25 protein-coding genes are annotated in these 24,672 nt (G+C 70.2%); 13 read left to right on the top strand and 12 right to left on the bottom strand.

What is annotated here, in order from left to right; genetic code table 11:
- Nucleotides 1-84: 84 nt before the first annotated feature.
- Entirely contained in the window at nt 85-444 is a 360-nt protein-coding gene (locus tag ACW9TB_RS19725; RefSeq protein ID WP_472749474.1) for a DUF3140 domain-containing protein, read from the bottom strand.
- 611 nt (nt 445-1,055) lie between these two features.
- Between ACW9TB_RS19725 and ACW9TB_RS19720 the strand changes: the two genes are divergently transcribed.
- Nucleotides 1,056-1,496 (top strand): hypothetical protein, encoded by a 441-nt coding sequence (locus tag ACW9TB_RS19720; protein ID WP_472749473.1) that lies wholly within the window; start codon nt 1,056-1,058, stop codon nt 1,494-1,496.
- A 224-nt stretch (nt 1,497-1,720) separates the two neighbouring features.
- On the opposite strand, the gene ACW9TB_RS19715 is transcribed toward ACW9TB_RS19720, so the two are convergent.
- The gene (locus ACW9TB_RS19715) at nt 1,721-3,058 is read right to left on the bottom strand and encodes an aminotransferase class I/II-fold pyridoxal phosphate-dependent enzyme (protein WP_472749472.1); all 1,338 of its coding nucleotides are present in this window, start codon (nt 3,056-3,058) and stop codon (nt 1,721-1,723) included.
- A gap of 319 nt (nt 3,059-3,377) precedes the next feature.
- On the opposite strand from ACW9TB_RS19715, the gene ACW9TB_RS19710 reads away from it, so the two are divergent.
- From ACW9TB_RS19710 to ACW9TB_RS19695, 4 genes are all read left to right on the top strand, one after another.
- The gene (locus ACW9TB_RS19710; protein ID WP_472749471.1) at nt 3,378-3,986 is read left to right on the top strand and encodes a TetR/AcrR family transcriptional regulator; all 609 of its coding nucleotides are present in this window, start codon (nt 3,378-3,380) and stop codon (nt 3,984-3,986) included.
- A 263-nt stretch (nt 3,987-4,249) separates the two neighbouring features.
- On the top strand, nt 4,250-5,983 hold the full coding sequence (locus tag ACW9TB_RS19705) for an ABC transporter ATP-binding protein (protein WP_472749470.1): 1,734 nt from the start codon (nt 4,250-4,252) through the stop codon (nt 5,981-5,983).
- Nucleotides 5,980-7,983: an ABC transporter ATP-binding protein gene (locus tag ACW9TB_RS19700; protein ID WP_472749469.1), complete on the top strand. Its 2,004-nt coding sequence runs from the start codon at nt 5,980-5,982 to the stop codon at nt 7,981-7,983. The genes ACW9TB_RS19705 and ACW9TB_RS19700 overlap by 4 nt, the downstream gene beginning before the upstream one ends.
- A 581-nt stretch (nt 7,984-8,564) precedes the next feature.
- Nucleotides 8,565-8,936: a ClpX C4-type zinc finger protein gene (locus ACW9TB_RS19695; protein WP_472749468.1), complete on the top strand. Its 372-nt coding sequence runs from the start codon at nt 8,565-8,567 to the stop codon at nt 8,934-8,936.
- A gap of 229 nt (nt 8,937-9,165) precedes the next feature.
- Here ACW9TB_RS19695 and ACW9TB_RS19690 read toward each other — a convergent pair whose 3' ends face one another.
- Nucleotides 9,166-10,182 (bottom strand): alcohol dehydrogenase catalytic domain-containing protein, encoded by a 1,017-nt coding sequence (locus ACW9TB_RS19690; RefSeq protein ID WP_472749467.1) that lies wholly within the window; start codon nt 10,180-10,182, stop codon nt 9,166-9,168.
- Between the two features lie 195 nt (nt 10,183-10,377).
- On the opposite strand from ACW9TB_RS19690, the gene ACW9TB_RS19685 reads away from it, so the two are divergent.
- Together ACW9TB_RS19685 and ACW9TB_RS19680 are read left to right on the top strand one after the other, a co-directional pair.
- Nucleotides 10,378-10,974 (top strand): TetR/AcrR family transcriptional regulator, encoded by a 597-nt coding sequence (locus ACW9TB_RS19685; RefSeq protein WP_472749466.1) that lies wholly within the window; start codon nt 10,378-10,380, stop codon nt 10,972-10,974.
- Between the two features lie 50 nt (nt 10,975-11,024).
- Nucleotides 11,025-11,879 (top strand): NAD-dependent protein deacetylase, encoded by an 855-nt coding sequence (locus tag ACW9TB_RS19680; RefSeq protein WP_472749465.1) that lies wholly within the window; start codon nt 11,025-11,027, stop codon nt 11,877-11,879.
- 285 nt (nt 11,880-12,164) lie between these two features.
- Here the strand turns inward: ACW9TB_RS19680 and ACW9TB_RS19675 are convergent, their stop codons facing one another.
- Together ACW9TB_RS19675 and ACW9TB_RS19670 are read right to left on the bottom strand one after the other, a co-directional pair.
- On the bottom strand, nt 12,165-13,016 hold the full coding sequence (locus ACW9TB_RS19675; RefSeq protein ID WP_472749464.1) for a patatin-like phospholipase family protein: 852 nt from the start codon (nt 13,014-13,016) through the stop codon (nt 12,165-12,167).
- Nucleotides 13,017-13,069: 53 nt separating this feature from the next.
- A complete protein-coding gene (locus ACW9TB_RS19670; RefSeq protein ID WP_472749463.1) occupies nt 13,070-13,966 on the bottom strand; it encodes an alpha/beta fold hydrolase in 897 nt (298 codons plus the stop codon).
- A gap of 83 nt (nt 13,967-14,049) precedes the next feature.
- Here ACW9TB_RS19670 and ACW9TB_RS19665 point away from each other — a divergent pair, with 83 nt between their 5' ends.
- Nucleotides 14,050-14,643 (top strand): TetR/AcrR family transcriptional regulator, encoded by a 594-nt coding sequence (locus ACW9TB_RS19665; protein ID WP_472749462.1) that lies wholly within the window; start codon nt 14,050-14,052, stop codon nt 14,641-14,643.
- Between the two features lie 380 nt (nt 14,644-15,023).
- The gene (locus ACW9TB_RS19660) at nt 15,024-15,758 is read left to right on the top strand and encodes a phytanoyl-CoA dioxygenase family protein (protein ID WP_472749461.1); all 735 of its coding nucleotides are present in this window, start codon (nt 15,024-15,026) and stop codon (nt 15,756-15,758) included.
- A gap of 188 nt (nt 15,759-15,946) precedes the next feature.
- Here ACW9TB_RS19660 and ACW9TB_RS19655 read toward each other — a convergent pair whose 3' ends face one another.
- On the bottom strand, nt 15,947-16,672 hold the full coding sequence (locus ACW9TB_RS19655) for an HAD family hydrolase (RefSeq protein ID WP_472749460.1): 726 nt from the start codon (nt 16,670-16,672) through the stop codon (nt 15,947-15,949).
- A gap of 114 nt (nt 16,673-16,786) precedes the next feature.
- The gene (locus ACW9TB_RS19650) at nt 16,787-17,800 is read right to left on the bottom strand and encodes an endonuclease/exonuclease/phosphatase family protein (protein ID WP_472749459.1); all 1,014 of its coding nucleotides are present in this window, start codon (nt 17,798-17,800) and stop codon (nt 16,787-16,789) included.
- 776 nt (nt 17,801-18,576) lie between these two features.
- On the opposite strand from ACW9TB_RS19650, the gene ACW9TB_RS19645 reads away from it, so the two are divergent.
- Nucleotides 18,577-19,473, top strand: coding sequence for an alpha/beta hydrolase (locus ACW9TB_RS19645; RefSeq protein ID WP_472749458.1), 897 nt, complete (start codon nt 18,577-18,579; stop codon nt 19,471-19,473).
- Nucleotides 19,474-19,536: 63 nt separating this feature from the next.
- Here ACW9TB_RS19645 and ACW9TB_RS19640 read toward each other — a convergent pair whose 3' ends face one another.
- Nucleotides 19,537-19,995, bottom strand: coding sequence for a hypothetical protein (locus ACW9TB_RS19640; RefSeq protein WP_472749457.1), 459 nt, complete (start codon nt 19,993-19,995; stop codon nt 19,537-19,539).
- A gap of 94 nt (nt 19,996-20,089) precedes the next feature.
- The gene (locus ACW9TB_RS19635; RefSeq protein ID WP_472749456.1) at nt 20,090-20,455 is read right to left on the bottom strand and encodes a winged helix-turn-helix transcriptional regulator; all 366 of its coding nucleotides are present in this window, start codon (nt 20,453-20,455) and stop codon (nt 20,090-20,092) included.
- A gap of 63 nt (nt 20,456-20,518) precedes the next feature.
- Between ACW9TB_RS19635 and ACW9TB_RS19630 the strand changes: the two genes are divergently transcribed.
- Nucleotides 20,519-20,914, top strand: a complete 396-nt coding sequence (locus ACW9TB_RS19630; RefSeq protein ID WP_472749455.1) for a YybH family protein — start codon at nt 20,519-20,521, stop codon at nt 20,912-20,914.
- Nucleotides 20,915-21,113: 199 nt separating this feature from the next.
- Here ACW9TB_RS19630 and ACW9TB_RS19625 read toward each other — a convergent pair whose 3' ends face one another.
- Nucleotides 21,114-22,010: a LysR family transcriptional regulator gene (locus ACW9TB_RS19625; protein WP_472749454.1), complete on the bottom strand. Its 897-nt coding sequence runs from the start codon at nt 22,008-22,010 to the stop codon at nt 21,114-21,116.
- 111 nt (nt 22,011-22,121) lie between these two features.
- Here ACW9TB_RS19625 and ACW9TB_RS19620 point away from each other — a divergent pair, with 111 nt between their 5' ends.
- Entirely contained in the window at nt 22,122-22,634 is a 513-nt protein-coding gene (locus tag ACW9TB_RS19620; protein WP_472749453.1) for a hypothetical protein, read from the top strand.
- A 15-nt stretch (nt 22,635-22,649) separates the two neighbouring features.
- Nucleotides 22,650-23,000 (top strand): DoxX family protein, encoded by a 351-nt coding sequence (locus ACW9TB_RS19615; RefSeq protein WP_472749452.1) that lies wholly within the window; start codon nt 22,650-22,652, stop codon nt 22,998-23,000.
- Nucleotides 23,001-23,066: 66 nt separating this feature from the next.
- Here the strand turns inward: ACW9TB_RS19615 and ACW9TB_RS19610 are convergent, their stop codons facing one another.
- Entirely contained in the window at nt 23,067-23,795 is a 729-nt protein-coding gene (locus ACW9TB_RS19610; protein WP_472749451.1) for a MerR family transcriptional regulator, read from the bottom strand.
- Nucleotides 23,792-24,559 (bottom strand): DUF429 domain-containing protein, encoded by a 768-nt coding sequence (locus ACW9TB_RS19605; protein ID WP_472749450.1) that lies wholly within the window; start codon nt 24,557-24,559, stop codon nt 23,792-23,794. Before ACW9TB_RS19605 ends, ACW9TB_RS19610 begins: the two co-directional genes overlap by 4 nt.
- Nucleotides 24,560-24,672 lie beyond the last annotated feature (113 nt).

The raw sequence follows: 24,672 nt of genomic DNA, 5'->3' as shown, positions 1-24,672 counted from the left end.
ACTTCCGACCGTCGGCTCCCGGCCATCGGCCGCCGACTTCTGACCGCCGGATCACAACCATGGGCTCCCGGCCGGGCCCCGGTCTCAGCCTCCCAGCCGTGACGGCCGGAGCGGGTTGTGCCCGACCTCCAGCAGTGCCCGCCGACGGTCGTCGTCGTCCTCGTCGACCGTTCCCTCGGCCAGCGTGTCCTCGACGCGGTCGACGGCCTGCCGCATCGTCTCGACGTCGTCGGCGGTCAGGTCGGCCTTCCGCTTGCCGAGAACCTGGAGCACCTGGCGCCCGAGCGGCGGCATGGCCGCCTCGGGGTTCACGGCGTCGGCCCCGTCCGCCGACGCCGCGGCCGATGCCAGCAGGAAGGCCCTCAGCTCCTCCGACGTCATGTTCACCAGTTCGTGGAACTCCTGCCACACCAGGTCGAGGATCAGATCCGATTCGTCGGCCACCGTGCTCTCCTCTCACGCCGGGCCGGTACGGCCACGCCCCGGACAGGGACCGGCCACCGGCGAGAGTGCGCGCGGCGGCGGGCGCACGGCCCGCCCTACCCCGGCTTCCACACCGCTAACACGGGAGCCGGGACACGGGTGGGGAAAGGGATCTCCTCGGCCGGACGAGAGCCCCATCGGGCGGGGCCGCCCCCGGAGCGCGCACCCCCGTCCGGACAGTGCCGGCGGCCGCCCGGCCGGGCCTTCCGAAACAGCACCCCTTCGGACGGGCCTTCCGAAAAAAGTCCTCCAAGGGAGAGGGCGGCCCTGCCGGAAAGTGACCTCACACGGCCAGGGCCGTTCAATCGCCATTTTCTCAAATGTCAGGATTTAAGGCGAAATTTGTCAGCAGGGTCGTATCTGTAATTCCCGCTCCCGCACAATCCCGGCCTTTCTCTTCGGCGGCGATCCCGGACCAAGGCTTTGTCTTGCGTGGGGTGAACGCCCGGATGTCACTGAACTAGCGTTTTGTGTGACGTCGATTCCACATATTTCTGGAGACCGGAGTGGCACCCTGCAGAACCAGGCGGCATACCGGACTGATACCTCAGATACCTCGGAAACGGAGTGACATGTTCAAGCACGTTCTCACCATCGGCACATTGGCGGCCTCCGGCTTCATCGTCACCGTGACGATTCCGGTTCAGTCCGCCGGGGCGAACGCGACACCTCAGGAAGCCGCTTCGGTATCCGTGGTTCTGAGTGATCCGTCCCCTGGAGGTCACCGGCAGCACCGCTCCTCGCCCGGCCGTCACCAGCCCCGTTCCTCAGCCGACCGCCAGCAGCACCGCTTCTCACCCGGCCGTCAGCAACACCGGCCCGAATTCGGCCGGCAGGACCGCCCCTCGCAGGACCGCCGGCAGCAGCGACCCGAGTTCGGGCGGCAGCACCGCTCCTCACCGGACCGCTGGCAGCAGCAACCCGAGCTCGAACAGCGGCCCAGCTCCTCACCTGGCCGCCAGCGCTACATCATGCGCCGCGATCAGTACTTCTCGCCCACTATCCCCTTCTAGCCGAGAGGTTCCGAAGCAGTCCGGTGGTCGCGGACGATCGGCGACCGGGGGGCGGGCGCACCGGTCCTGTCGTTCCCTGTCGCCGTACCGGATCACCGCACCGTCGCCGGGCCACCGTCGGCACGCGCCGGGGGGGACGGCGCGTGCCGCCAGCCGCGCCGTCCCCTTGGAACGTCCCGTCCAGGACAGGGTCCTCCGGAGCAGGCGCGACCGGCCGGCCCTCCTCAGGAGGGGTTGTCCACCGTGAAGCGCACTCCGGAGAAGCGGCTCCGCCACTCGGTGACCTCCGGCGCCACGCTGCCGGAGGCGACGTTCTCGTCCAGGCCCCGGGCGATGAACGAGGCCAGGTCGGGCATGTCCGCCTCGGTCATCCCGAGCCTGACGAGCTCCGGCGTACCGATGCGCAGGCCGTTCGCGTCCCCCTCGACGGCCTCCGACGGCAGGCCGATGCCGCAGGCGAGGAGGTTGGCCTCGCGCAGCCGCCGGGCGGCCCGCTGGCCGCCGCCGTAGCGGTGGGCCAGGACGGCGAACTGGTGGGAGCGGGTGCATCCGCGGTCGGCGGCGAAGACCGGGACCCCGAGGGCGAGCAGCTCGTCCGCCAGCCGCCGCGCGGTCGCGACCATCGCCCGCGCGTAGGCGGGTCCCGCGGCCTTCCAGTCGAGCATCGTCATGGCGAGCGCCGCGGTCTTGCCCGCGTCGAAGTTCGCGGTCAGCCCCGGGTAGGCGATCGCGTCGAGCCGCTGGGCCAGCTCGGCGTCGTCGGTCACGATGAGCCCGCCCGCGGGACCGCCCAGGCTCTTGTACGTGCTCATGGTGATCAGGTGGGCGCCCTCGTCGAGCGGCTGCGGCCAGGTCCTTCCGGCGATCATGCCGCACAGGTGGGCGGCGTCGAAGAGCACGCGGGCGCCGACCGAGTCGGCGATCTCGCGGATGCGCGCCACGGGGTGGTGGAACAGGTTGAGGCTGCCGCCGATGGTGATCAGCTTCGGCCGTACCCGCCCGGCGAGTTCGCGCAGGGCGTCGACGTCCACCGTGTAGCCGTCGGACGTGACGGGGGCGGGAACGATCTTCAGCCCGTACAGGCCCGCCGCGCCCGGCTGGTGGTGGGTGACGTGGCCGCCGATGCTCGCCGGGGGGGCGATGATCGTGTCACCGGGCTCGCAGGTGGCCATGAACGTGTAGAGGTTCGCGAGCGCCCCGGAACCGACGCGCACCTCGGCGTAGCCCGCGCCGAAGACCTCCGCGGCCAGTTCGGCGGCGACGATCTCGATCTGCTCGATCGCCTCCAGGCCCATCTCGTACTTCTCGCCCGGATAGCCCAGCGACGGCCGCGACCCGAGGTTGGCCGAGAGCAGGGCCTCGGCCCTCGGGTTCATGATGTTCGTGGCCGGATTGAGGTTGACCGACTCGATGTCGTGGATGCGGTGGTTGTCGGCCACCAGCCGTTCGATCTCGCTCTGGACCGAGGAGGCGGTCTGGTCCGTCACGGCCTTCAGGACGGACTGGACGCGGTCCTCGGTGGCGGCGGGCACCCAGGGGCGGTGGGCGAGGGCACGGGGCATCGGGTGTTCTCCTGGCCGACAGGCAGACGGCTGTCGCGGCGATGTCAGGGTGTCTGCCTGTCGACGTTAGATCGCAGACGACGCCCGGCGCATCGGGTGAAAGATGGGCTTTCTAGCTGCTTTTTCCTACATTTGCCGGAAAAAGGGAGGCTGCTTCCCCGAAAAAGATCACTTCTTCCACAGGGACCTCATCCACCCCTGCCAAGCCCCCCGGACCAGCGCCCCCGCGAACCACCCGGACCCCATAACCAATCGACCCCAAACCAGGCCGAATTAAATGAGTGAGCTACTCACTCACTCATCGGATAGGATGCCCGACGTGAACTCGACCTCCCAGCGGGCCGCCCCCCTCCCCCCCGACGAGCGACGCGCGGCGCTCATCGCGTCCACCCTGTCGCTCGTGCTCGCCGAGGGCCCCGACGTGAGCACCCGGCAGATCGCACAGGCCGCGGGCGTGGCCGAGGGGACGATCTTCCGGGTCTTCACCACCAAGGACGAGCTCGTGAACGCGGCCGTCGCCAGCGCCTTCGACTCCTCCCCGCTGCTGAGCGAGCTGGAGGCCATCGACCGTACGACCTCCCTGGACGTCCGGCTCGTCGCGGCGGTCGAGATCCTGCAGCAGCGCACCGCGCGCATCTTCCGCCTGGTGGACGCGATAGGGATAGGAGCCTTCGAGGCCGGTCGCAACCACCAGAACCTCTCCGACGCGAGCGCCCTCATCAGGCAAGCGCTCGCCGACCTGATCGAACCCGCCCGCGAGCGGCTGCGGTGCGAACCTCGCGAGGCCGCGCGCCGACTGCAGTTGCTGACCATCGCGTGCAGCCATCCCCGGCTCGCCGAGAACGACCCGGTGGCCGCCCCGGAGATCGTCTCCATGCTGCTCGACGGGGTACGCCTGCGTCCCGCCGCCCCCGAGCCGCTTCCCTGACCCCGACGGTCCCGACGGCCCGACCCCATCCCCGAACTCCCCGAGACCCCCGTCCCACCTGCCGCGACGTCCTCAGTGACCTCGAACGAGCCCGACCTCAACGAGCTTGACCTCAACCGAGGTTCACGTCGCAGGCTGATACCCACCACTCCCCTGGAGGAGATTCCCATGATCCCGGTTACCGGGGCGACGGGTGAGACCGGCCGGCGGCCGGATCCCCGGCACGACGCCCCTCGCCCGGCCACCCCACGTAAAGAGTCCTCATGCTGACCCGTCTGCTCCGCACATACCTGCGCCCCTACTCGTGGGCGCTGACCGCCGTGGTGGTGCTACAGCTGGTCGGCACCATCGCCTCCCTGTACCTGCCCAGCCTGAACGCCGACATCATCGACCGGGGCGTCGCCACCGGTGACACCGGCTACATCCTGTCCGCGGGCGGCTGGATGCTGCTCGTCTCCCTCGTGCAGATCGCCTGCTCGATCGCGGCGGTCTACTACGGCTCCCTCGCGGCCATGGGGTTCGGGCGGGACGTCCGCTCGGCCGTCTTCCACCAGGTCGGCGGGTTCTCCGCCAGGGAGGTCTCCCAGTTCGGGGCTCCCTCGCTGATCACCCGTGGTACCAACGACGTGCAGCAGGTCCAGATGCTCGTCGTGATGACCTGCACGATGCTGGTCGCCGCCCCGATCATGGGCGTCGGCGGCATCGTCATGGCCCTGCGTCAGGACCTCGGCCTGTCCTGGCTCATGCTGGTCTGCGTCCCCGCGCTGCTGGTGTCGATCGGCCTGATCATCGTGCGGATGGTCCCGCAGTTCCGCGCGATGCAGGACCGCATCGACCTGGTCAACCGGGTGCTGCGCGAGCAGCTCACCGGCATCCGCGTGGTGCGCGCCTTCGTCCGCGAGCGCGAGGAGACCCGCAGGTTCGCCGAGGCCAACCAGGCGCTGACCGACACGTCGCTGCGCGTCGGGCGGCTGACGGCGCTCATCTTCCCGACCGTGATGCTGATCCTCAACGTCTCCAGCATCGCCGTGCTCTGGTTCGGCGCCGCGCGGGTGGACAGCGGCCAGATGCAGGTCGGCGCCCTCACCGCGTTCCTCATGTACCTGATGCAGATCCTCATGTCGATGATGATGGCCACCTTCATCTCGATGATGATCCCGCGCGCGGCGGTCTGCGCCGAGCGCATCGTCGAGGTGCTCGACACCGAATCGTCGGTGACACCGCCCAGCGACCCCGTACGGCAGGTGAGCGGGCGCGGTGAGCTGGAGATGCGCGACGTCGAGTTCCGCTACCCGGGCGCGGCGGCACCGGTGCTGTCCGGTATCTCCTTCCGCGCGACCGCGGGCCGGACCACCGCCGTCATCGGCAGCACGGGCTCCGGCAAGACGACGCTGATCTCCCTGATACCCCGGCTGTTCGACGCCACCTCCGGCACGGTGTCGGTCGACGGCGTCGACATCCGCGACCTCGACCCCCAGACGCTCTGGACGCGCATCGGCCTGGTGCCGCAGAAGCCGTACCTGTTCAGCGGGACCGTCGCGAGCAACCTGCGGTACGGCAACCCGGACGCGAGCGACGCGGAGCTGTGGGAGGCGCTGGAGGTCGCCCAGGCCCGCGACTTCGTCGAGGCGATGCCCGAAGGCCTGGAGGCGCCCATCACGCAGGGCGGCACGAACGTGTCCGGCGGGCAGCGACAGCGGCTCGCCATCGCCAGGGCGCTGGTCAGCAAGCCCGAGATCTACCTGTTCGACGACTCGTTCTCGGCCCTCGACCTGTCCACCGACGCGCGGCTGCGGGCGGCACTGCGCCCGCACACCGCCGAGGCCGCCGTCGTCATCGTCGGCCAGCGGGTCTCCACCATCGCCGACGCCGACCAGATCATCGTCCTGGACGACGGCGTGATCGTCGGCCTGGGGACCCACGACGAGCTGCTGGATTCCTGTCCCACGTACCTAGAGATCGTCGAGTCCCAACTAGCCGCGGAGACCGCAGCATGAGCGACCGGCCCACGACGACCACCCAGCCGCGCCCTCCGGCCGGAGGCGGAGGCTTCGGGCGGGGCCCCTTCGGGGGAAACGCCGGGATGCCCGCGGAGAAATCGATGACCTTCGGGCCGTCCGCACGGCGGCTGGTGCGGCGCCTGAATCCCGACCGCCCGAAACTGCTGGCCGTGATCGCCCTCGCCGTGACCAGCGTGGTGCTGAACGTCGTCGGACCGAAGATCCTCGGCCACGCGACGGACCTGATCTTCACCGGGGTGATCGGCAAGCAGCTGCCTCCCGGGACGACCCCGGAGCAGGCGATCGCCGCCGCCCGCGCGGCGGGCAACGACAACTTCGCGAACCTGCTCGCGGGGATGGACTTCGTACCGGGCCGGGGCATCGACTTCGGCGCCCTGGGCACGGTCCTGCTGTGGGTCCTGGGCATCTACCTCGCGGCGTCGGCCTTCGCCTGGATCCAGGGCTACATCCTCAACGACGTGGTGCAGCGCACCGTGTTCCGGCTGCGCGAGGACGTCGAGGACAAGCTGAACCGGCTTCCCCTGCGGTTCTTCGACGGCCAGCCGCGCGGCGAGCTGCTCAGCCGGGTCACCAACGACATCGACAACGTGTCCCAGACCCTGCAGCAGACGATGAGCCAGCTGCTCACCTCGCTGCTGACCGTGATCGGCGTGCTGGCGATGATGTTCGTGATCTCGCCGCTGCTCGCGCTGATCGCCCTGATCACCATCCCGCTGTCGATGGTCGTCACCGCGCAGATCGCGAAGCGCTCGCAGAAGCACTTCGTCGCGCAGTGGTCCCACACCGGCAGCCTGAACGCCCACATCGAGGAGGCGTTCACCGGCCACGAGCTGGTGAAGGTGTTCGGGCGCCGCCCCGAGGTCGAGGAGGTGTTCAGGCAGCGGAACGAGGAGCTGTTCAAGGCCAGCTTCGGCGCCCAGTTCGTCTCCGGGATCATCATGCCGATGATGATGTTCATCGGGAACCTCAACTACGTCGCCATCGCCGTCGTCGGCGGCGTGCGGGTCGCGACCGGGTCGATGAGCCTGGGCGACGTGCAGGCGTTCATCCAGTACTCGCGGCAGTTCACCCAGCCGCTGACCCAGGCCGCCTCGATGGCCAACCTGCTGCAGTCGGGGGTCGCCTCGGCCGAGCGGGTCTTCGAGCTGCTCGACGCCGAGGAGCAGGCCCCGGACCCCGCGGTCCCGGTGCCTCCCACCGTCAGGCGGGGCCGCGTCGAGTTCGACCACGTGTCCTTCAGCTACGACCCGGAGCAGCCCCTCATCGAGGACCTGTCCCTGGTCGCCGAACCCGGGCACACCGTCGCGATCGTCGGCCCGACCGGCGCGGGCAAGACCACCCTGGTCAACCTCGTCATGCGCTTCTACGAGCTGGACTCGGGACGGATCACCCTCGACGGCGTCGACATCACCGCGATGCGCCGCGACGACCTGCGCTCGCACATCGGCATGGTGCTCCAGGACACCTGGCTGTTCGGCGGCACCATCCGCGAGAACATCGCCTACGGCAACCCCCAGGCCACCGAGGAACAGATCCAGGCCGCCACCCGGGCCACGTTCGTCGACCGGTTCGTCCGCACCCTGCCCGACGGCTACGACACCGTGATCGACGAGGAGGGGAGCAACGTCAGCGCCGGGGAGAAGCAGCTGCTGACCATCGCCCGCGCCTTCCTCGCCAACCCGTCCCTGCTCATCCTGGACGAGGCGACCAGCTCGGTCGACACCCGGACCGAGGTCCTGGTGCAGCACGCCATGGCCGCGCTCCGTTCGGACCGCACCAGCTTCGTCATCGCCCACCGCCTGTCCACCATCCGCGACGCCGACCTCATCCTGGTGATGGACGCGGGACGCATCGTCGAGCACGGCACCCACGACGAGCTGCTCGCCGCCAGGGGCGCCTACCACCGCCTGTACTCGGCGCAGTTCAGCGGCGCCGTGGTCACGGACGACGAGGAGGCCGCCGCCGCCGTACGCTGAACGCCGCCGTACGTTGAACACCGCCGGACAGCCCGGCGTACGCCGGTGAGTCCCCGCACCCGCCCGGCGCGCGCGCCGGGCGGGTGGACACCGGGCGACGCCGGAGGAACCGCGCGGACGTCACGGGCGCGACGGCGAGCACCCCGGCCGGACCTGGCAGAGCGTGCAGGCCGGGCGGGGGAAGGCAGACCGGGATGGACCGCGCGGTCCGGGGCCCTCCGATCCCGAACCGCGCGGCCGTCCGCCCGGCCGGACCCGCCGCCGGTCGAGGCCACCCAGGTGACAGCGGATCGCCGGGAGCCTGACGCCCCCTCACCGGAGATTCGTAGCCGCCGCGTCACCGGATTGGTCGATCCAGAAAAATATCTCCCCGATCCGTTCCCGCTGGTCAGCGGCGAGGCGTGCAGGAGAGAGGTTCGCCGGGCCGGCAGGACATCACCGCGAGCCCGAGCCCGGCGATCTTGCGATCGCAACGACAGGCAGTCGAACGCGACGACTCTTGTCAGGCCACGCCTGACGGCATATGATCACGACAGTCCACGTCAGGGTTTCCCTGACAGCTGTCACCCCGGGAGGACCACATGCCGGCTCCGTCTCTAGTCGAACAGGCGATCCACTGCTCTTTCTGCGCGAAGGCGAAGACCGAGGTGAACAAGGTCGTCGCCGGTCCCGGCGTCTACATCTGCAACGAGTGCGTGGGACTGTGCAACATCCTGATCGGTGACGCGCCCGAGCCCTCGGCCGCCGCCGAGATCCCCTGGCCGGACAGCCTGACCGACGAGCAGATCCTCGAACTCCTGCCCCGCATCGCGTCGGTGAGCGCCCAGGTCGACGCGAACCTGCGGATCTGGGTCGACCGCCTGCGCGACCGTGGCGTCACGTGGTCCAGGATCGGCGAGGCTCTGGGAATGACGCGGCAGTCGGCCTGGGAGAGGTTCTCCGGGGAGGAGTGAGAACGGGTCCCCGGAGCCTCCACGCGAAGCCGGTCCGGCTCCACAGGTGACGTTCTCCAGAACCGGACCGAACCGAACCAGACCAGGCCGAACTAGACCAGGCCGGACCGGGTTGGGTCGGGTCGAGCCGGACCAGGCCATTCCAGACCAGACCGGACCGGGTCGAACTGGATCAGACCAAGCCAGACTGCGCCAAGCCGGACCAGGCCGAGGAGTCCGTGCTTCCGGCTCACGCCGTCATGTCGAGGACGACGCGGAACCGGGCCTCACCGCTCAACATGCGTTCGTACGCCTTCGGCGCCTCCGTCCACGGCATGGTCTCGATCATCGGGCGGATACCGTGCCGCTCGCTGAAGGCCAGGTTGTCCTCGTTCTCGATCGAGGTGCCGGTGAGGCTCCCGCTGAGCGTGCGGGTTCCGAAGATGAGGTCCGCGGTGTTGACGGAGATGGGGTCCGGGGCGGCTCCGACGACGACCATGTGGCCGCGAGGCGCGAGCCCGGCGATCAGCCCCGTCATCGAGGCACCGCTGGCGGCCGTCGCGATGATCGCCGCCGCGCCCCCGAGCTCCCACAGTGCGGCGCCCGGGTCCTCGCGGGAGCTGTCGATGTAGTGGTCCGCCCCCAGCCGCCTCGCCAGATCGGCCTTCTCCGCCCCCCTGGCGACGGCGGCCACGCGGTAACCGAGCTTGGCGGCGTACTGCAGGCCCAGATGGCCGAGTCCTCCGATGCCCTGGACGGCCACCAGCGCTCCCGGGGGGCCGCCCGCCCGCTGCAGCGCCCTGAACGTCGTGAGACCGGCGCACAGCAGCGGCGCCGCCTCGACGGAGCTCATCCCCTCGGGAACGCGTACGAGCCCGCTGCCCCTGGCGAAGACGACCTCGGCGTAGCCGCCGTCCACGGTGGTCCCCACCTGCTCCTGGTTCGCGCAGTTGACGAAGTCACCCCTTCGGCAGGGGTCGCACTCACCGCACTGGCCGCCCAGGAACCCGACCCCCACCCGATCCCCCACCTTCCAGCCGGTCACACCGTCGCCCACCGCGTCGATGACGCCGACGATCTCGTGGCCGGGGACGACGGGCCGCTCCGGGTTGGGCCGGAGCCCCTCGACACCGACGACATCGGTGTGACAGACCCCGCAGCTCTCGACCCGAAGCCGGACCTGCCCCGCGGGCGGCTGCCGGAGCTCGCGGACCACGAACTCGAAATTCCGCGATCCGGTGACCTCGAAGGCACGGTAGGTGGACATCGCTCTCCTCAAACGAAATACGGAATACGGGCAGGTCTTCGCGGCCGTGGTGGCCTGCGAGACGGTGCCGGAAGTGTTCCGGACACTTTTCAATATGACCGGTCGTCTTAAAGGTGTCAACAGCGCCATAGCTCCCTCATCACGACTTGACGGCATATAAGACGACCGGACATATTGAGGGCCGAGGGGGTGACCATGGCCAGGAAGAGCATGCGCGCGGAGATCGTCGAGGCCGCGCTGGAGCAGTTCCACATCCGGGGCTACAACGCGGCCGGGGTGAAGGACATCACCGACGCGGCCGGCACCCCGAAGGGATCTTTCTACAACCACTTCGACAGCAAGGAGTCCCTGGCCGTCGTCGCCCTGGAACGCTACGGCGCGGGGCTCCACCTGGAGGATCTCGCCGACAGCGGGGTCGAACCCCTGACCCGCCTGCGCGGGCACTTCGAGTTCCTCCGCGACGAGACCGTGCGGCACGGATTCACCCGGGGATGCCTCCTCGGTAATTTCGGCGCCGAGATCGCCGATCGCAACGACGTCATCCGCGCGGCCGTACAGCAGGGGTTCCGGCAGTGGTCCGCCCTGATCGCGGCGGCGCTCACCGAGGCCCGGCACGCCGGGTCGGTACGCCCCGACCTCGACCCGGAGACGACGGCCCGCTTCCTTCTCTGCGCCTGGGAAGGCGCCCTTGTCATGGCCCGCGCCGACCGTTCGGCGAGCGCCTTCGACTCCTTCTTCACCGTCGCGTTCGGCACGCTGCTCGTACGGGACGGCGACCACACCGGCACCTGACGCCCCCCCCCAGAGCCCGCCCGGCGTCCGGGGTGAGGCAGCATGGAGGGGTGAGCGAGGGTACGAGCACGCTGGCGGAGTTGCTGACCGAGGGCGGCGTCCTGGTGCTGAGCGGCGCCGGGATATCGACGGAGTCGGGGATCCCCGACTACCGGGGGCCGGGCGGGACCCTGACCCGGCACACCCCCATGACCTACCAGACGTTCACCGGCGACCCGGCGGCCAGGCGGCGCTACTGGGCCCGCAGCTACATCGGGTGGCGGGCGATGACCGGGGCGGCGCCGAACAACGGCCACCGCGCGGTCGCGTCCCTCCAGCGGAGGGGCCTGGTCTCCGGCATCGTGACGCAGAATGTCGACGGCCTGCACCAGGCGGGCGGCGCCCGGTCCGTCATCGAGCTGCACGGCAACCTCCGGGAGGTGGTCTGCCTGGGCTGCGGCCACTCCAGCCCGCGCGAGGAGCTGGACCGCCGCCTGACCGAGGCGAACCCGCGCTTCGGCGCCCTGCCCACCGCGATCAACCCGGACGGCGACGTCGAACTGCCGGAGAAGGAGATCGACGGTTTCCAGATGGTCGGATGCCGGGCGTGCGACGGGGGGATGCTGAAGCCCGACGTCGTCTTCTTCGGGGAGACCGTCCCGGCGGAGCGGGTCCGCGAGTGCTACGCCCTCGTGGAGGGGGCCCGCCTGCTCCTGGTCCTCGGGTCGTCGTTGACGGTGATGTCGGGCCGCCGGTTCGTGCTGCACGCCGCGAAGCTCGGCATCCCCGTGGCGATCGTCAACCAGGGCCCAACCCGCGGCGACGACTACGCGGCACTCACCGTCGACGCCCCCCTGGGCACGGTCCTTCCGGAACTGGTCCGCCTCATCGACACCGGAGCGATGTCCACCGGCTCACCTCACTGATCCGCGGATACGAGGCCGGTCCGCCACGAGACCTGGTCCGTCAACACAAAACCGATCCGCCGATACAAGACCGATCCACCGATACGAGACCTGGTCCGCCGATACAAGACCGATCCGCCGGTACGAGCGAAGCCGCACGACGGCACCGCTGCGTCCGAGACCCGAGGTCACGTCCGGAACCCGGGGTTCCGTCCAGGACCCGAGGTTCCGTCCCGAACAGGCCGAGATCCCCGACCCGCCGAAGGTGGACCCCGGTCCGGCCCCGCTCGAAGAGAACCATTGGGGTCAAGAGAGCCAGAGCCGGGCCGTTCGGGGAACCTCGTGGGCGGCCTGGGCGCGTCCCGCACGGGCGGCGGAGGCGCGGCGGGCCGGGTCCAGCATGCCGCCGAGACCTCCGCCGACGACCTGCTTCCACGCCCGCGGCTCGGGCTCGATCAGGACCACCTCGGAGTTCGGACCCAGCTCGGCGATCTGCTCCGCCACCCCCTTCATGACACCGCCGCCGCGTGTCATGGGCGCGAGCACGACGACGCGGTCGTAACCGGCGGCCAGGTCGACGTTGCCCGGCGAGCACATGCCGCCGTCGATGTACCGACGGCCGCCGACGGTGACCGGCGGGCGGATGCCCGGTCCCGCAGTACTGGCCGCGACGCAGTCCACCAGGTCCGCCCCGCTCCCGGCGTCGAACGTGACCCGCTCGCCGGTCCCGGCGTCCACCGCGGTGATCGTCAGCGGCCGGTCCGGCCACTCGCGTACCTCGCCGAGCCAGCGGGCGATCTCCGCCCGGCGTTCGGCCTCCGGCGCGGTCCTGGCGGCCAGGGCGATCCCGCCCATGCGGGCGCCGAACTCGGTCGTGGTCCTCGACCGGTTCAGCGTCCAGATCAGGCGTACCAGGCCGAGTGCCGAGACCCTTGGGGCATGCTCGTCATCCGGTGGCGCGAGCTGCCCGCCGTACAGGCGCTCGACGCCGACACCGGCGGCGAGCTGGGCGCCCACCACGGCCCCGGCGGACGTGCCGATCACCAGATCGGCCTCGCCCAGGTCGACACCGTGCTCGGCCAGGCCCGCCAGGACGCCGATCTCCCACGCGATGCCGACGATCCCGCCGCTGCCCAGCACCAACGCTCTGCCCGCCATCGTCTCTTCCCCCCATCTCCTGCTCAGACCTGCTCAGATGTGCCCAGACCTGCTCAGATCTGGCCGGCCGTACGGTCGACGAAGCCGAGGACGCGGTCGGTGACGAGTTCCGGTGCCTCAAGCGGGATCGCGTGGCCGATGCCGGGCACGATCTCCGCGTGGCGCAGGGGCAGGAGCCGCCGGGCACGGTCGAGTGCCCGGCCGGGCCGCATCAGCGTGGTGCGTGCCGCGAGGACGAGTTGCGTCGACACGGTCACGCGACGGAGCTCGTCGTCGGAGAACCGCCGCGCGGGACTGCGGTGCGGGCGGAAGGCGTGGGCGCCGACCATGACGGGATCCATGATCTCGGAGCGTTCGACCAGGGCGTGCACGGCCAGCAGGTGGGCCAGCCGGGGCCGCCAGGACGCGGGGGCCCGCATCGCGAACACCGCCGCGAACAGGCTGAGGAGGAACCGCGCGGGCACCCTCTCCAGGCCGCCGGGGTCGAGCAGGGTGACGGAGGCGAGCCGCTCCGGCCGGTGGACGGCCTGGTTGAGCGCGAGCCAGCCACCGTAGGAGAGGCCGACCAGATGGGCGCGGGTCAGGTCGAGGGTGGCGAGGACCTCCGACAGCCAGGCCGCGGCGTCGCCGGAGCCGGTCACGGGCCTGCGCTGCACGCTGCCGCCGGGGTCGTCGATCGTGTCGACCGCGTAGACCGGGTGGTGCCGTCCGAGCCCGGCCACCTGGTGGTACCAGTTGGAGGCGTTGGCCCCGTTCCCGTGGAGCAGCACGATCGGCTCCCCCTCCTCCGTCCCGCAGCGGTAGACCCTGGTGGTTCCGAATCCGGTCTCCACGTCGATCGTGTCGTGCGGCGGCCACAGCGTCATCGCCGTGGCGTAGGCGTCCCGGAACTCTCGCTCCTTCACCTCGTCGACGAAGTGCCCCACGTGGGCGCGGGTGCCACCGTCCATGATCCGCCTCCTCGTTAAGTTGGTACGACTGTATAGGGTACAGTTGTACCAACTATCCGAGGTCCTGTCCATGGAGAGATCGCATGAGCCGCGCCGACAACCGCGAGAGCCGACGCCACGACATCGCCGAGGCGCTCCTGCGGGTGATGGGCGCGCGCGGGCTGCACGCCGTCACGATGCGCGCCGTCGCCACCGAGGCGGGCGTCTCGCTCCACCTGGTGCAGCACTACTTCGACACCAAGGAGCAGCTCACGCTCTTCGCGCTGCGGCGGCTCGCGGAGCAGATGGCGGAGCGGCTGAAGGCGAGACTGGCCGGGACGCACCGGCCGCGCGAGGTGCTGGAGGCCGTCCTCGCCGAGTCGATCCCGGCCGACGAGCGCAGCCGGATCTTCCACCTCGCCTACACGTCCTACGCGGTGCTGGCCGTCACCGACAGGGCGCTGGCCGCGCACCCCTTCCTGGCCGCACCGGACGCGATGGAGACGTTCGTGGCCGACCAGCTCGCCCGGGCGCGGAACGACGGCGACCTGGCGGCGGACCTCGACCCCCGTACGGAGGCGATCGTGCTGCTGGCCACCGCGGCCGGGCTGGGTATCGCCGTGCTGGCCGGGCAACGCGACGCGGAGAGCGCCCTGGCACTACTACGCGAACGCCTCACCCGGCTCCTCCCCGCGTAACCCGGATCCGCCCCCGCGCGACCTCGGCTCGTCCCCGCGTACGCCAGGCCCGTCCCCACATAGGCCCGACCTGTCCCCGCGCAACCTTGCCCCGTCCCCACATACACCCGGCCCGTCCCCACGCAACCCCGGCTCGCCCCCGCGCAACCTCGGCTCGCCCCACGTACGCCCGACCTGCCCTCGCGCAACCTGGGCTCGCCCCCACGTAACCCCGGCCCGTCCCCGCGCGACCCCCGATCCGTACCCGCGCAACCTGGGCCCGTCCCCACGTAACCCCGGCCCGTCCCCGCGCGACCCCCGATCCGTACCCGCGCGGCCCCGTGTGCGCCCGGCGAAAATCCCGTGGAAGCGGGTACGGAGAGACCGCTAACGTGCTCGGCATGCATCCGCTTGATACCGAACAGATCCAGCGTTTCGTCTCCGACGGATTCGTCAAGCTTGAGGCGGCTGTTCCCCGGGAAGTGGGTGATCAGGCCCGTGGCCTGCTCTGGCAGCAGATAGGGCTCTCCCCCGACGACCCGGCGGGCTGGACCCAGCCGGTGGTGTGGGCCACCGACCACACCGGCGAGGGTGCCCTCGGGCAGACGATCCGCTCGCCCAAGCTCGCCGGGGCGCTCGACCAGATCTGCGGCGCGGGCGGATGGGCACCGCGTTACACGGTCGGCATGGTCCCGATCCGCTTCCCCAACGTGGCGCCCGCCGACGACCGTGGCTGGCACATCGACGCCAACTTCGGCCGTCCCGACGGCACCTGGGCGGTCAGCGGCAGGCCCGAGACCATGCTGCTGCTGATCCTGTTCTCCGACGTCGGCCCGGACGACGCACCGACCCGGATCAGGGTCGGCTCCCAGCGCGACACGGCCGGGGCACTGGCCGACGGGGTGTTCGACTTCATGGAGGCGGCAGGCACGGTCGACCGGGCCAGCGTGGAGCGCCCGATCGCCCACGCCACCGGACAGCCGGGAGACATATACCTGGTGCACCCGTTCACCGTGCACGCCGCACAGGAGCATCTGGGTACCGAGCCCAGGTTCATGTCCCAGCTCCCCGTCATCCTCACCTCCCCGCTCTCCCCCGAGGGTTCGACACCGCTAGCACGAGCCGTGCAGGGCTGACCGGTCCCGTCCACGACGCCCCGGCCCGCGACGACCCGCGGCCGGGGAACCCCGCCGGGCGGATCCCGCGAAAACAGACCGACGAGAAGCGCTCGCGAGCCCCTTCCGGCTGTCCCTGCCTAGCGGTCACCATTCGCCCGATCCGGCTGCCTCGGCCTAGCGGTCGCTGTTCGCACGGCTGTCCCGGCCTAGCGGTCGCTGTTCGCACGGTCCGGTGTGCCCAGCACGGCCCGTACGACGGCTTCGGTGTCGGCGAGATCCCCCAGTACCAGCTCGGGACCGGCCTCGCCCAGGACGCTCGCGTCGTTGAAGCCGGTGGCGACCGCGATCACCCTCGCCCCGCCCACCTGACCAGCGCGGACGTCGTTCGGCGTGTCACCGACCAGCACGGTGTTGCGTACGGTGAAGGACTCCCCGTACTTGCCCTCGGCGCGCTTCTGCGCCAGGGCCACCAGCTCGGCGCGGTCCTCGTGGTCGGTGCCGTACGCGCCCACCTCGAAGTCCACGAAGCCGTCCAGCCCGAACACCGTGAGCTTGCCGATCGAGACCGGCTCGGTGTTGCCGGTGAGCACCGACTGCACCACGTCCTCGCGTTCCGCCAGCTCCGCGAGCACCTCGCGTGCCCCCGACAGAGCCCGGCCGCGTTCCCGCATAACGGCCTCGCGCACGACGAACGCCTCGGCGAGGGCGACGTAGAAGGAGTCGAGGAGCGGGTCCGACACGTCGACGTCGTGCGCCTGCAGGATCTCGGTGATGATCGCCCGCTCGGTCCGCCCGGCCACCTGCACCGGGTGTTCCATCCGGCGGCCGGTGGTGGCGTGCAACGCGTGGGCGTAGGTGTCGGCGGTGACACCACCGGCGTCGATCAGCGTGTGGTCGATGTCCCACAGTACGAGCGTTCTCGGGGAACTCACCGCCCGAGCATAACGAAGCCCGGATTCCCGGCCTCTGACGGCTCCATCCCCAAGAGACCCCGGGCACCGAGGCCCAATAAGAACGGTACGAACCGCTTCTGGCGCCCGCGAGCGTCAGAGCGCGACGCGGGCCATGAGCGGCAGATGGTCGCTGCCGGTGGCGGGCAGGGTCCAGGCCGCGACGGGGGTCGCCGTACGGGCCATGACGTGGTCGATCCGGGCCAGCGGGAAAACCGCGGGCCAGCTGAAACCGAACCCCTCCCGCGTCGAGACCATCCGGGAGGTGAGCGGGGCCAGGCCACGGTCGTCGAGGGTGCCGTTGAGGTCTCCCAGCAGAACGACCCTGTCCAGCGCCTCCGAGGCGATGGCCGCACCCAGCGCGGCGGCGCTCTCGTCCCTCCGTCCGGAACCGAAACCTTCCGTCGGCCGGATACGGATCGAGGGAAGGTGGGCGACGTACACGGCCACGTCACCGTGGGGCGTCCGCGCGGTGACCCGCAGCCCGCGGTTCCAGTCGGGCCCGACGTCCGCGGGCCTGATGTCCACCGGCCGCGAGTCCGCCAGGGGATACCTGGACCAGAGGCCGACGGTGCCCACGACCGCGCGGTGGGGATGGCCGGACGCGAGGGCGTTCTCGTAGACGGGCAGGACGGCGGGCGTCAGTTCCTCCAGGGCGATGAGGTCGGCACCGGCCCCCACCAGCGCTCGCGCCGTCCCCCCGTGGTCGGGGTTCTCCTCGCCGACGTTGTGCTGGAGCACGGTCAGGTCGCCCGCCGCCCCCCGGTCGGCGGGCAGCGACCGTCCGCCGAAGACCACGACCCAGACCACCGCGGGCAGCACCAGGAACACCCCCGCGAGGGCCGAGCGACGCAGCAGCGCCAGCCCCAGCAGTACGGGAACGGCCAGGCCACCCCAGGGAAGGAAGGTCTCCATCAGGCTGCCGAGGTTGCCCACGGTGTTGGGCACGACGGCGGGGAACGCCAGCAGCCCCGCCACCGGCACGGCGGCCACCGCGAGAACCCGCCCGCGCGTCCAGGGTGTCCCCGGGGCCCTGTCCGACGCGTCCCGGTAGCCGGTACGACGAGCGCCCCTCCCCTCGCCGCCGACCTTCCGATCTTCGATGCCCATACGCCCGACCGTACGATCATCGCGGCCCGTCCGGGCCACCTTCGGCGAACAGGACGGTACTTACCTGGACGAACAAGGTCCGACTTCCTCCGGCGAACAGAACAGCGGAAAGTGTCGCGCCTTGACAGCGTTCGTCGCGAAGCCCTGTAATAACGTGTATGTCGCGTGCCACCGGCCGGGAGGACGGCGGTGGCATGGAGGCGCCGTAGCCAAGGGATGACATCGTGAGTTCACACTTCACAGGCGGCGGCTGACCGCACAGCGCCCGCGCGCCGTCCCCGCGCCCGGTGGTCTGAGCACCACCGTCACCCGCGAGCCCTTCTCGAATCCAACGAACCTGGATTCAACGGACTCGAATCCAACGGGCCCGATTCCAACGGGTCGACAACCGGCTGACTCGAATCCAACGGGCTCAGATCCAACGGGTCGACAACCGGCTGACTCGGGTCCAAATGGCTCGGGTTCAGAGAGTCGACAACCGGCTGACTTGGATTCAACGGGTTCGGATCCACCGGGTGGGTAACCGGCTGACGTCCCGATGTCCCCGCGTGGTCATCGAGACCTCATGCCCTCATACCCTCATGCCCTTCACGCCCGTGACCGGCTCGGCGCGCGACGGTTTCGCGCTGCCCGCACCATGGGCCACTCACCACCGCCGCCGCACGCGTCCGGCGTCCTCACCCACGCCACCACCGCGCACACCCGGTGACCTCATACGTCCCCGGAGCAGGCAGAACACGCCCGCCTGCCCACCCATCACTTAAAAGGATCACATCGTGAACGTCACACACGTCCCCAGTACGCCCGCCGACAGCGCCGAGGCCCTGTCACAGCTCCAGACCCTGCACTCCAGTCCCCCCGCCCTGCCCGCCGACGCCGACCTCACCCCCGTCCTGCCGCACACCGGTGGCGTTCCCGGCACCTGGGTCACCGCGGGCCGGGCCACGGTCGAGGAGGGGGTGACGATCTATCTTCACGGAGGCGGATTCGAGTACAAGAACCCCCACTTCGAGCAGCTCATGGCCCACCGCCTGTCCCAGGCGACCAGCCGCCCCGTCCTGGCGGTGGACTACCGGCTCGCGCCCGCCCACCGGTATCCGGCCGCCCTCGACGACGCGGTGGCCGCCTACCGGAGCCTGCTCGACCAGGGCGTACCCGCGTCACGGATCATCCTGGCGGGTGAGTCCGCCGGGGGCACGCTGGTGCTGTCGGCGCTGCTGGTGCTCAAGCAGGCGGGCGACTCCCTCCCCGTGGCGGCGCTGGCCGTCTCCCCGCAGACCGACCTCACCCTGTCCAGCCCGTCCATCGACGTCAACGACGGCCAGGACGTCGTCAACCGGGCCGTACTCGACCACGTCCGCACCCAGTATCTGGCCGGGGCGCGACCCGACCAAGCGCCCCAGTCCCCCCTGCACGGCGATCTTCACGGGCTGCCGCCGCTGCTGCTCGCGGTGGGCTCGAAGGAAGTGATGCTCGACGACGCGCGGCGCTTCGCCGAAGCGGCCTCCGCCGCCGGAGGGGACGTCCAGCTCGACATCTACGAGGGCATGCCCCACGCCTTCCACGCGACCGTACTCCTCTCCTCCCCTCCCCCCGTCGCCACCACCTTGCTGCGCCGCATCGCGGAGTGGGCCGATCAGAGCGCGGCTCGCCACCGGCACCGGTCGAACTGACCGGGGCCCACGACCTCCGCGGTTCGGGAAACGCCCGGCGGGAGCCCAGCCGTTCACGGGTGATCAGGCCGTCCGCATGCGGTCGGCGAGCCGGTCCAGCCCCTGCCTGATCATCTGCCCGTACCCGTCTTCACCGAGCGCGCCAACGGCGGCGCGTCCGCGTTCGAGGTGGTCACGCGCCCGATCGAGGTCGCCGAGCCTACGGTAGGCGTCGCCCAGATTGAGGTGCAGGGAGGGATAGAAACCGCTCACGGAACCGACGACACCCGCCTGATGAGCCCGCTCGTCGGTGACCAGGTCGGCCGCCTCCAGGGCGCGGAGGTCCCAGAGCAACTCCTCCTTCACCTCGTCCTGTACGTCGGCCATCGAGTGGGCGAGAGCGCACCGGTGCAGGGGGTCGCCCGTCACCCCGATCTCCTCCCACAGCTCGGAGAACAGCTTCCGAGCGGCCTCCCGTTCACCCCGCCGCCCCAGCTCGACACCTTGGCCGATCCTGACCATCGTCACGTCGGGCTCGGTCATGCGGTCTCCTCAGTGGAAGGGCGACAATGATCGGCGACTGTAACGGCCACCACCGACACAAACCCGACCGCGCCCGGGACCTCTCACGACGTGATCATGGTCGTTGCCGTGCGCCCCAGTCCCACAGCGCCTGGAGGACGGGGCCGAGGTCACGCCCGTGGGAGGTGAGGCTGTAGCTCACCCGGGGCGGCCAGCCGGGCCGACGGTGGCGATCGAGCACACCGGCCTCGGTCAGACGCGCCAGCCGATCGGACAGCACCTTGTCCGACAACGCGGGCAGCGCCTGGCGAAGTTCGCTGAACGTACGGTCGCCCCGCAGCAGTTCACGGATGAGCAGGGTCGTCCAGCGCCCGTGCAGGGCCGACAGGGTGATCTCCACCGGGCACGACGGGGTGGGTTCGATGACGTTCGCGCGGGGGTCGTCGGGCAGGCCCGGACGACCAACCGTTTGGTGAGTCACGAAGGCGCCTCCTAACGTTGCCGCGTCTGACTGATTTATACCCGATCGAATGGAAAAAGGCTGATGACGCGACAGCTGGCCGAACGTCCCGAGGACGTACCCGCGGTCTTCGCCGAGCGATTCAACCGCGGTGACGCGAAGGCCGTGGCGGAGGTCTACGAGAGCGGGGCGGTGTTCGTCCCGGAGTCGGGCTCGCCACTGACCGGGCAGCAGATCGACATCGCCAACGGCCATTTCCTGGACCTGGGACTGCCGATCGCCGTCCGGCCACGGCACGTCTACGCCACGAGCGACCTCGCCCTGCTGGTCGTCGACTGGGTCATCGACGGCACGGACCGCGACGGCTGGCCCGTGCACATCCGGGGCACCGCCACCGACGTCGCCCGGCGCGGGCGGGACGGGTACTGGAGATACGCCATCGACAACCCCTTCGGCGTACGAACGGAAACCGATCACTGACGGTCGCCGCCGTTCGTTCACCCCGCCAGACGCCGTACGAGATCGACCGGCTCCGGCAGGCCCGGTCCCCCGCGTATCGTCGATGGCCTCACCGGCGTCCCAGCCGTCGCCGCCGCGCATCTCGTCATCCATGGCCGGAACGGGAAACACCCCGGCGAGGCCAAACCCACGACAGCGCCGGCGGCCCGCTGAGTACGGTTCACACTGGCGACCCGCTCTCGACGCAGCAGTGGACGAAGTCCTGGACGACGGGGTTGGTGTCGTCGGCGGGTGTCCAGGCGACGCCGACCCGGGTGGGGCTGACGCCGCTCACGGGCCGGTAGGTGACGCCGGGGCGCGCGTAGAAGCGGGCGGCGGATTCGGGGGCCAGGGCGATGCCGTAGCCGTTGGCGATCGCGCTCAGCCAGTCGTCGGGCTGAGCGGTGACGGCGCCGACGCGGACCGGGTGGCCGTCACGCTCGTCGGCGGCCAGCCAGTAGTCCCGCCACCGGCCTGTCCGGGGCGGAGCCGCCACGAACGGCTCGTCCCACAGGTCCCGGAAGGGGATCAGGTCTCGCGCGGCGAACGGGTGTGCCGTGGGAAGCGCGACCCAGCGGGGCTCGGCGAACAGCACCTTCACCCGCAGGGCGTCCTGCCCGGGGAAGGGCACGCGCAACAGGGCGACGTCGACGTCCCCGTCGGCGAGCCCGGCGGTCGGGTCCGACCACGCGGCCTGCCGCATCTCGACCCTCCAGCCCGGCCTGCGACCGGCGAACGCCGTGATGATGTGCGGGGTGGCCTCGTTGGCGGCGCTGGCCATGAACCCGGCCCGCAGCACGCGGGCCGCCTGTCCGGCCACGCGCCTGGTCTCCCGCAGCGTCCGGTCCCATTCGGCCAGCAGGGCGGGCACCCGCTCCGCCAGGGCCCGGCCCGGTTCGGTGAGGGCCATTCCGGTCCGGGACCTGGTGAACAGCCGCACGTCGAGCAGGCTTTCGAGCTGCTTGATCTGTTTGGTCAGCGCCGGTTGCGACACGAACAGCCGTTCCGCGGCGTGGGTGAGGCTCCCCTCCTCCGCCACGGCGACGAAGTACCGCAGCAGCCGCGTGTCGACATCCATGCCGCCAGGTTATAGACGCAGGTATTGGACGCCAAGTCAGCGCCCGGCAAGGCTTGGCACGGCAGGCGGGCAGCGGCTCGCCGACACCCACACGATCTACGGAGAGACACCATGCCCGTCCTGATGGTCCGTTACCAGGTGGCCGACGAGGGGGTCGCGGAGGTTGTCGAGGCGATCGAGACGGCCTTCGCGGCGGTGGAGAAGGAACGGCCGGAGGGCGTCCGGTACGCGTACCTGCGCCCTGTCGGAAGCACCGAGTTCGTCGCCCTGCTGGAGCTTGACGAGGGCGTCGAGAATCCGCTGCCGGGCATCGCGGCGGCGCGGCGGCTGCAGGCGACCGTGGCCAAGTGGGTCGTGGGCCCCGCCCCGGCCCCCCAGCCACTCGACATCCTCGGCGCCTACCAACCCTCCGGCCTCCCCGGTTTCCCCAGCGACTCCGGCCTGCCCGGCTCTTCCGACCTCTCCAGCTCTTCCGATCTCCCCGGTTCTTCCGATCTCCCCGGCGACTCCGGCCTCTCCAGCTCTTCCGGCCTCCCCGGTTCCTCCGACCTCTCCAGCTCTTCCGGCCTCCCCGGTTCCTCCGATCTCCCCGGCGACTCCGGCCTCCCCCGCCTGTCCGGCTGAGCGCGGGCCGTACGAATGTTCATCGCCTACGTCGTCGTCACCGTCGTCACGATCGCGGCCAACGTCTGGGCCGCCCTCGCCGACTTCTCACGAGCTGGGTTCGTCCTGGCCAATGCGGCCGAAGTGGGCATCCCGCGGTCGTGGATCCCGCCGCTGGGCATCCTGAAGGCCGCCGGAGCCGCCGGGCTCCTCCTGGGGCTGCTCGGTGTCCGGTTCGTCGGCATCGCCGCCGCCATCGGGCTCGTGCTGTTCTTCGTCGGCGCCGTCGCCGTCCACGTCCGTACTCGCGTGTTCCGCAACATCGCCTTCCCCGGAGCCTTCCTGGCGCTGGCCGTCGCCTCCCTCGTCCTCGCCACCGCGCGATGACCGTCCGCACGGCCAGAAAAACGGTGTGAAGGATCTGCAGCTCCTTCACCCCTCACCCAGCGAGGTTCAGCTCAGCCGGGCGTGCGCGTACGCGGTCATGGCGTCGCGCATGTACGCGGCCAGACCCTCGGCGATCCGCTCGTAGTTCGCCCTGAACGTCTCGTCGTCGGCCTGCATCTGGCCCAGGTGCGCGTACTCCGCCGCGGTCGGCGTCCAGAACCGGGTCATGTGCCGGTAGTGAGCGTCAAGCTCGACGAGAACCACGGGGTCGTCGGCGAGGGTTCCGGCGGCCATGAGCTCGGCCATCCGGATCATTCCCGCCGTCGCCTCCCGCCCCATGCTCTCGATCTCCTGCGGAGCCACGGTGTCCAGGAGCTCCTGCTGCCCGGACCGCTCCCACTGCCCCGGCCACCGCTCGCGGGCCTCCGCGCCGTACCCCGCCCCGTCGAACCCCTCGAACAGGTTCTCCGGCCTGCTGATTTTGGACATGTCACCCTTCCCTTCGTTCTCCTGAAGTTCGGTGATGGTACGGGCGACCACGCGGGCCACCGCGTCCAGCCGGTCGCGCTCCCCCAGCAGCCGCCGGTGGTGCTCACGCAGTGCCGCCACCGGGTCGGTGTGCCGGTCGACGATCTCCTTGATCTCGGCGAGACCGAGGCCGAGCTCCCGCAGCACCAGGATCTGCTGCAGTCGCAGCAGCTGGTCCTCCTCGTAGTGGCGGTAGCCGTTCCCGCCGACCCAGGCGGGTGTGAGCAGCCCGATCTCGTCGTAGTGGCGCAGGGTCCTCGACCTCATCCAGTCGGGCGAAGCTCGCTCAGAGGTCCGGTGGGGAGCGCGATCCATCCTTCGGAGCATGCCGAACGAACTTGGTCCGGCGCCGGAGCGGTCACCAGACCCTGAGATGCAGCGCGAGCGATGAGTGCGGCGATAACGGCGTCTATCGCGTCATCGGACGTCCGGCAGATCTGTTCGTGGATCCCCAAATCTAGCCATGGCGCCGTTTTTTGGAGTTCGTCGACTAGCTTCGCCAGTCCGCCACGATTCGCGGAACGTTTGTAGCCGTTGTGGGGTAGACCCCAGCATTTGAGAGATGCTGCGGGATAAACTTCCACCACAACACCGGTGCCACTGCGGTCGACCGACTGCCCCTGCCGAGCAAGGTCAGCAAGGAGGGCTGCGCAGCGCATAGCGGTATGGCCGATGAGATCAGCAGAGACACTCAGGGGTCTGAGTGCCAGCTTCGAGGTCACCTGATCAGTGACACGGAGGGCAAGGTCTCTGCGCCATTCAATACCTGCGATGCCACCGGGCACCTCGACATGCCCAGCGCGGTGAGCCGCAATGAAATCAACGAACTTATCCGGCCAACCAAGCGGGCAGTCGATCCCGGCCTTGTCCGCGCTCTTGATCGCCTCGACGATCAGATCATCATCCGCCCGAATCCTGAGGTCGCGGACCCGGGCACCATCAACAGACCAATCAAGCCATGCCGCCGCTGTCCCTATTTTTCGAGCTGCAAGAACGACGCCAACCGTGAGCCCCCTCTTACGATAGAACACCGGTCTACCAGCAGCTAGATAGGGAGCTACAAGCAATCGAACTACCACGCCCCTGAGATCGCGTTGACCGACAAGGGGTACGTCCGTGCAGGTCAGCGCGAACTAATGCGCAT

The sequence above is a fragment of the Streptosporangium sp. H13245 genome (assembly GCF_055690525.1).
This window is presented reverse-complemented; position numbering and strand designations above follow the sequence as displayed.

Bases quoted from the DNA above. Each gene is read 5' to 3' on its own strand.
- ACW9TB_RS19720 (WP_472749473.1), top strand. From the start codon at position 1,056: ATGTTCAAGCACGTTCTCACCATCGGCACATTGGCGGCCTCCGGCTTC.
- ACW9TB_RS19715 (WP_472749472.1), bottom strand. From the start codon at position 3,058: ATGCCCCGTGCCCTCGCCCACCGCCCCTGGGTGCCCGCCGCCACCGAG.
- ACW9TB_RS19705 (WP_472749470.1), top strand. From the start codon at position 4,250: ATGCTGACCCGTCTGCTCCGCACATACCTGCGCCCCTACTCGTGGGCG.
- ACW9TB_RS19700 (WP_472749469.1), top strand. From the start codon at position 5,980: ATGAGCGACCGGCCCACGACGACCACCCAGCCGCGCCCTCCGGCCGGA.
- ACW9TB_RS19695 (WP_472749468.1), top strand. From the start codon at position 8,565: ATGCCGGCTCCGTCTCTAGTCGAACAGGCGATCCACTGCTCTTTCTGC.
- ACW9TB_RS19690 (WP_472749467.1), bottom strand. From the start codon at position 10,182: ATGTCCACCTACCGTGCCTTCGAGGTCACCGGATCGCGGAATTTCGAG.
- ACW9TB_RS19685 (WP_472749466.1), top strand. From the start codon at position 10,378: ATGGCCAGGAAGAGCATGCGCGCGGAGATCGTCGAGGCCGCGCTGGAG.
- ACW9TB_RS19675 (WP_472749464.1), bottom strand. From the start codon at position 13,016: ATGGCGGGCAGAGCGTTGGTGCTGGGCAGCGGCGGGATCGTCGGCATC.
- ACW9TB_RS19670 (WP_472749463.1), bottom strand. From the start codon at position 13,966: ATGGACGGTGGCACCCGCGCCCACGTGGGGCACTTCGTCGACGAGGTG.
- ACW9TB_RS19665 (WP_472749462.1), top strand. From the start codon at position 14,050: ATGAGCCGCGCCGACAACCGCGAGAGCCGACGCCACGACATCGCCGAG.
- ACW9TB_RS19660 (WP_472749461.1), top strand. From the start codon at position 15,024: ATGCATCCGCTTGATACCGAACAGATCCAGCGTTTCGTCTCCGACGGA.
- ACW9TB_RS19650 (WP_472749459.1), bottom strand. From the start codon at position 17,800: ATGGGCATCGAAGATCGGAAGGTCGGCGGCGAGGGGAGGGGCGCTCGT.
- ACW9TB_RS19640 (WP_472749457.1), bottom strand. From the start codon at position 19,995: ATGACCGAGCCCGACGTGACGATGGTCAGGATCGGCCAAGGTGTCGAG.
- ACW9TB_RS19630 (WP_472749455.1), top strand. From the start codon at position 20,519: ATGACGCGACAGCTGGCCGAACGTCCCGAGGACGTACCCGCGGTCTTC.
- ACW9TB_RS19625 (WP_472749454.1), bottom strand. From the start codon at position 22,010: ATGGATGTCGACACGCGGCTGCTGCGGTACTTCGTCGCCGTGGCGGAG.
- ACW9TB_RS19620 (WP_472749453.1), top strand. From the start codon at position 22,122: ATGCCCGTCCTGATGGTCCGTTACCAGGTGGCCGACGAGGGGGTCGCG.
- ACW9TB_RS19615 (WP_472749452.1), top strand. From the start codon at position 22,650: ATGTTCATCGCCTACGTCGTCGTCACCGTCGTCACGATCGCGGCCAAC.
- ACW9TB_RS19610 (WP_472749451.1), bottom strand. From the start codon at position 23,795: ATGAGGTCGAGGACCCTGCGCCACTACGACGAGATCGGGCTGCTCACA.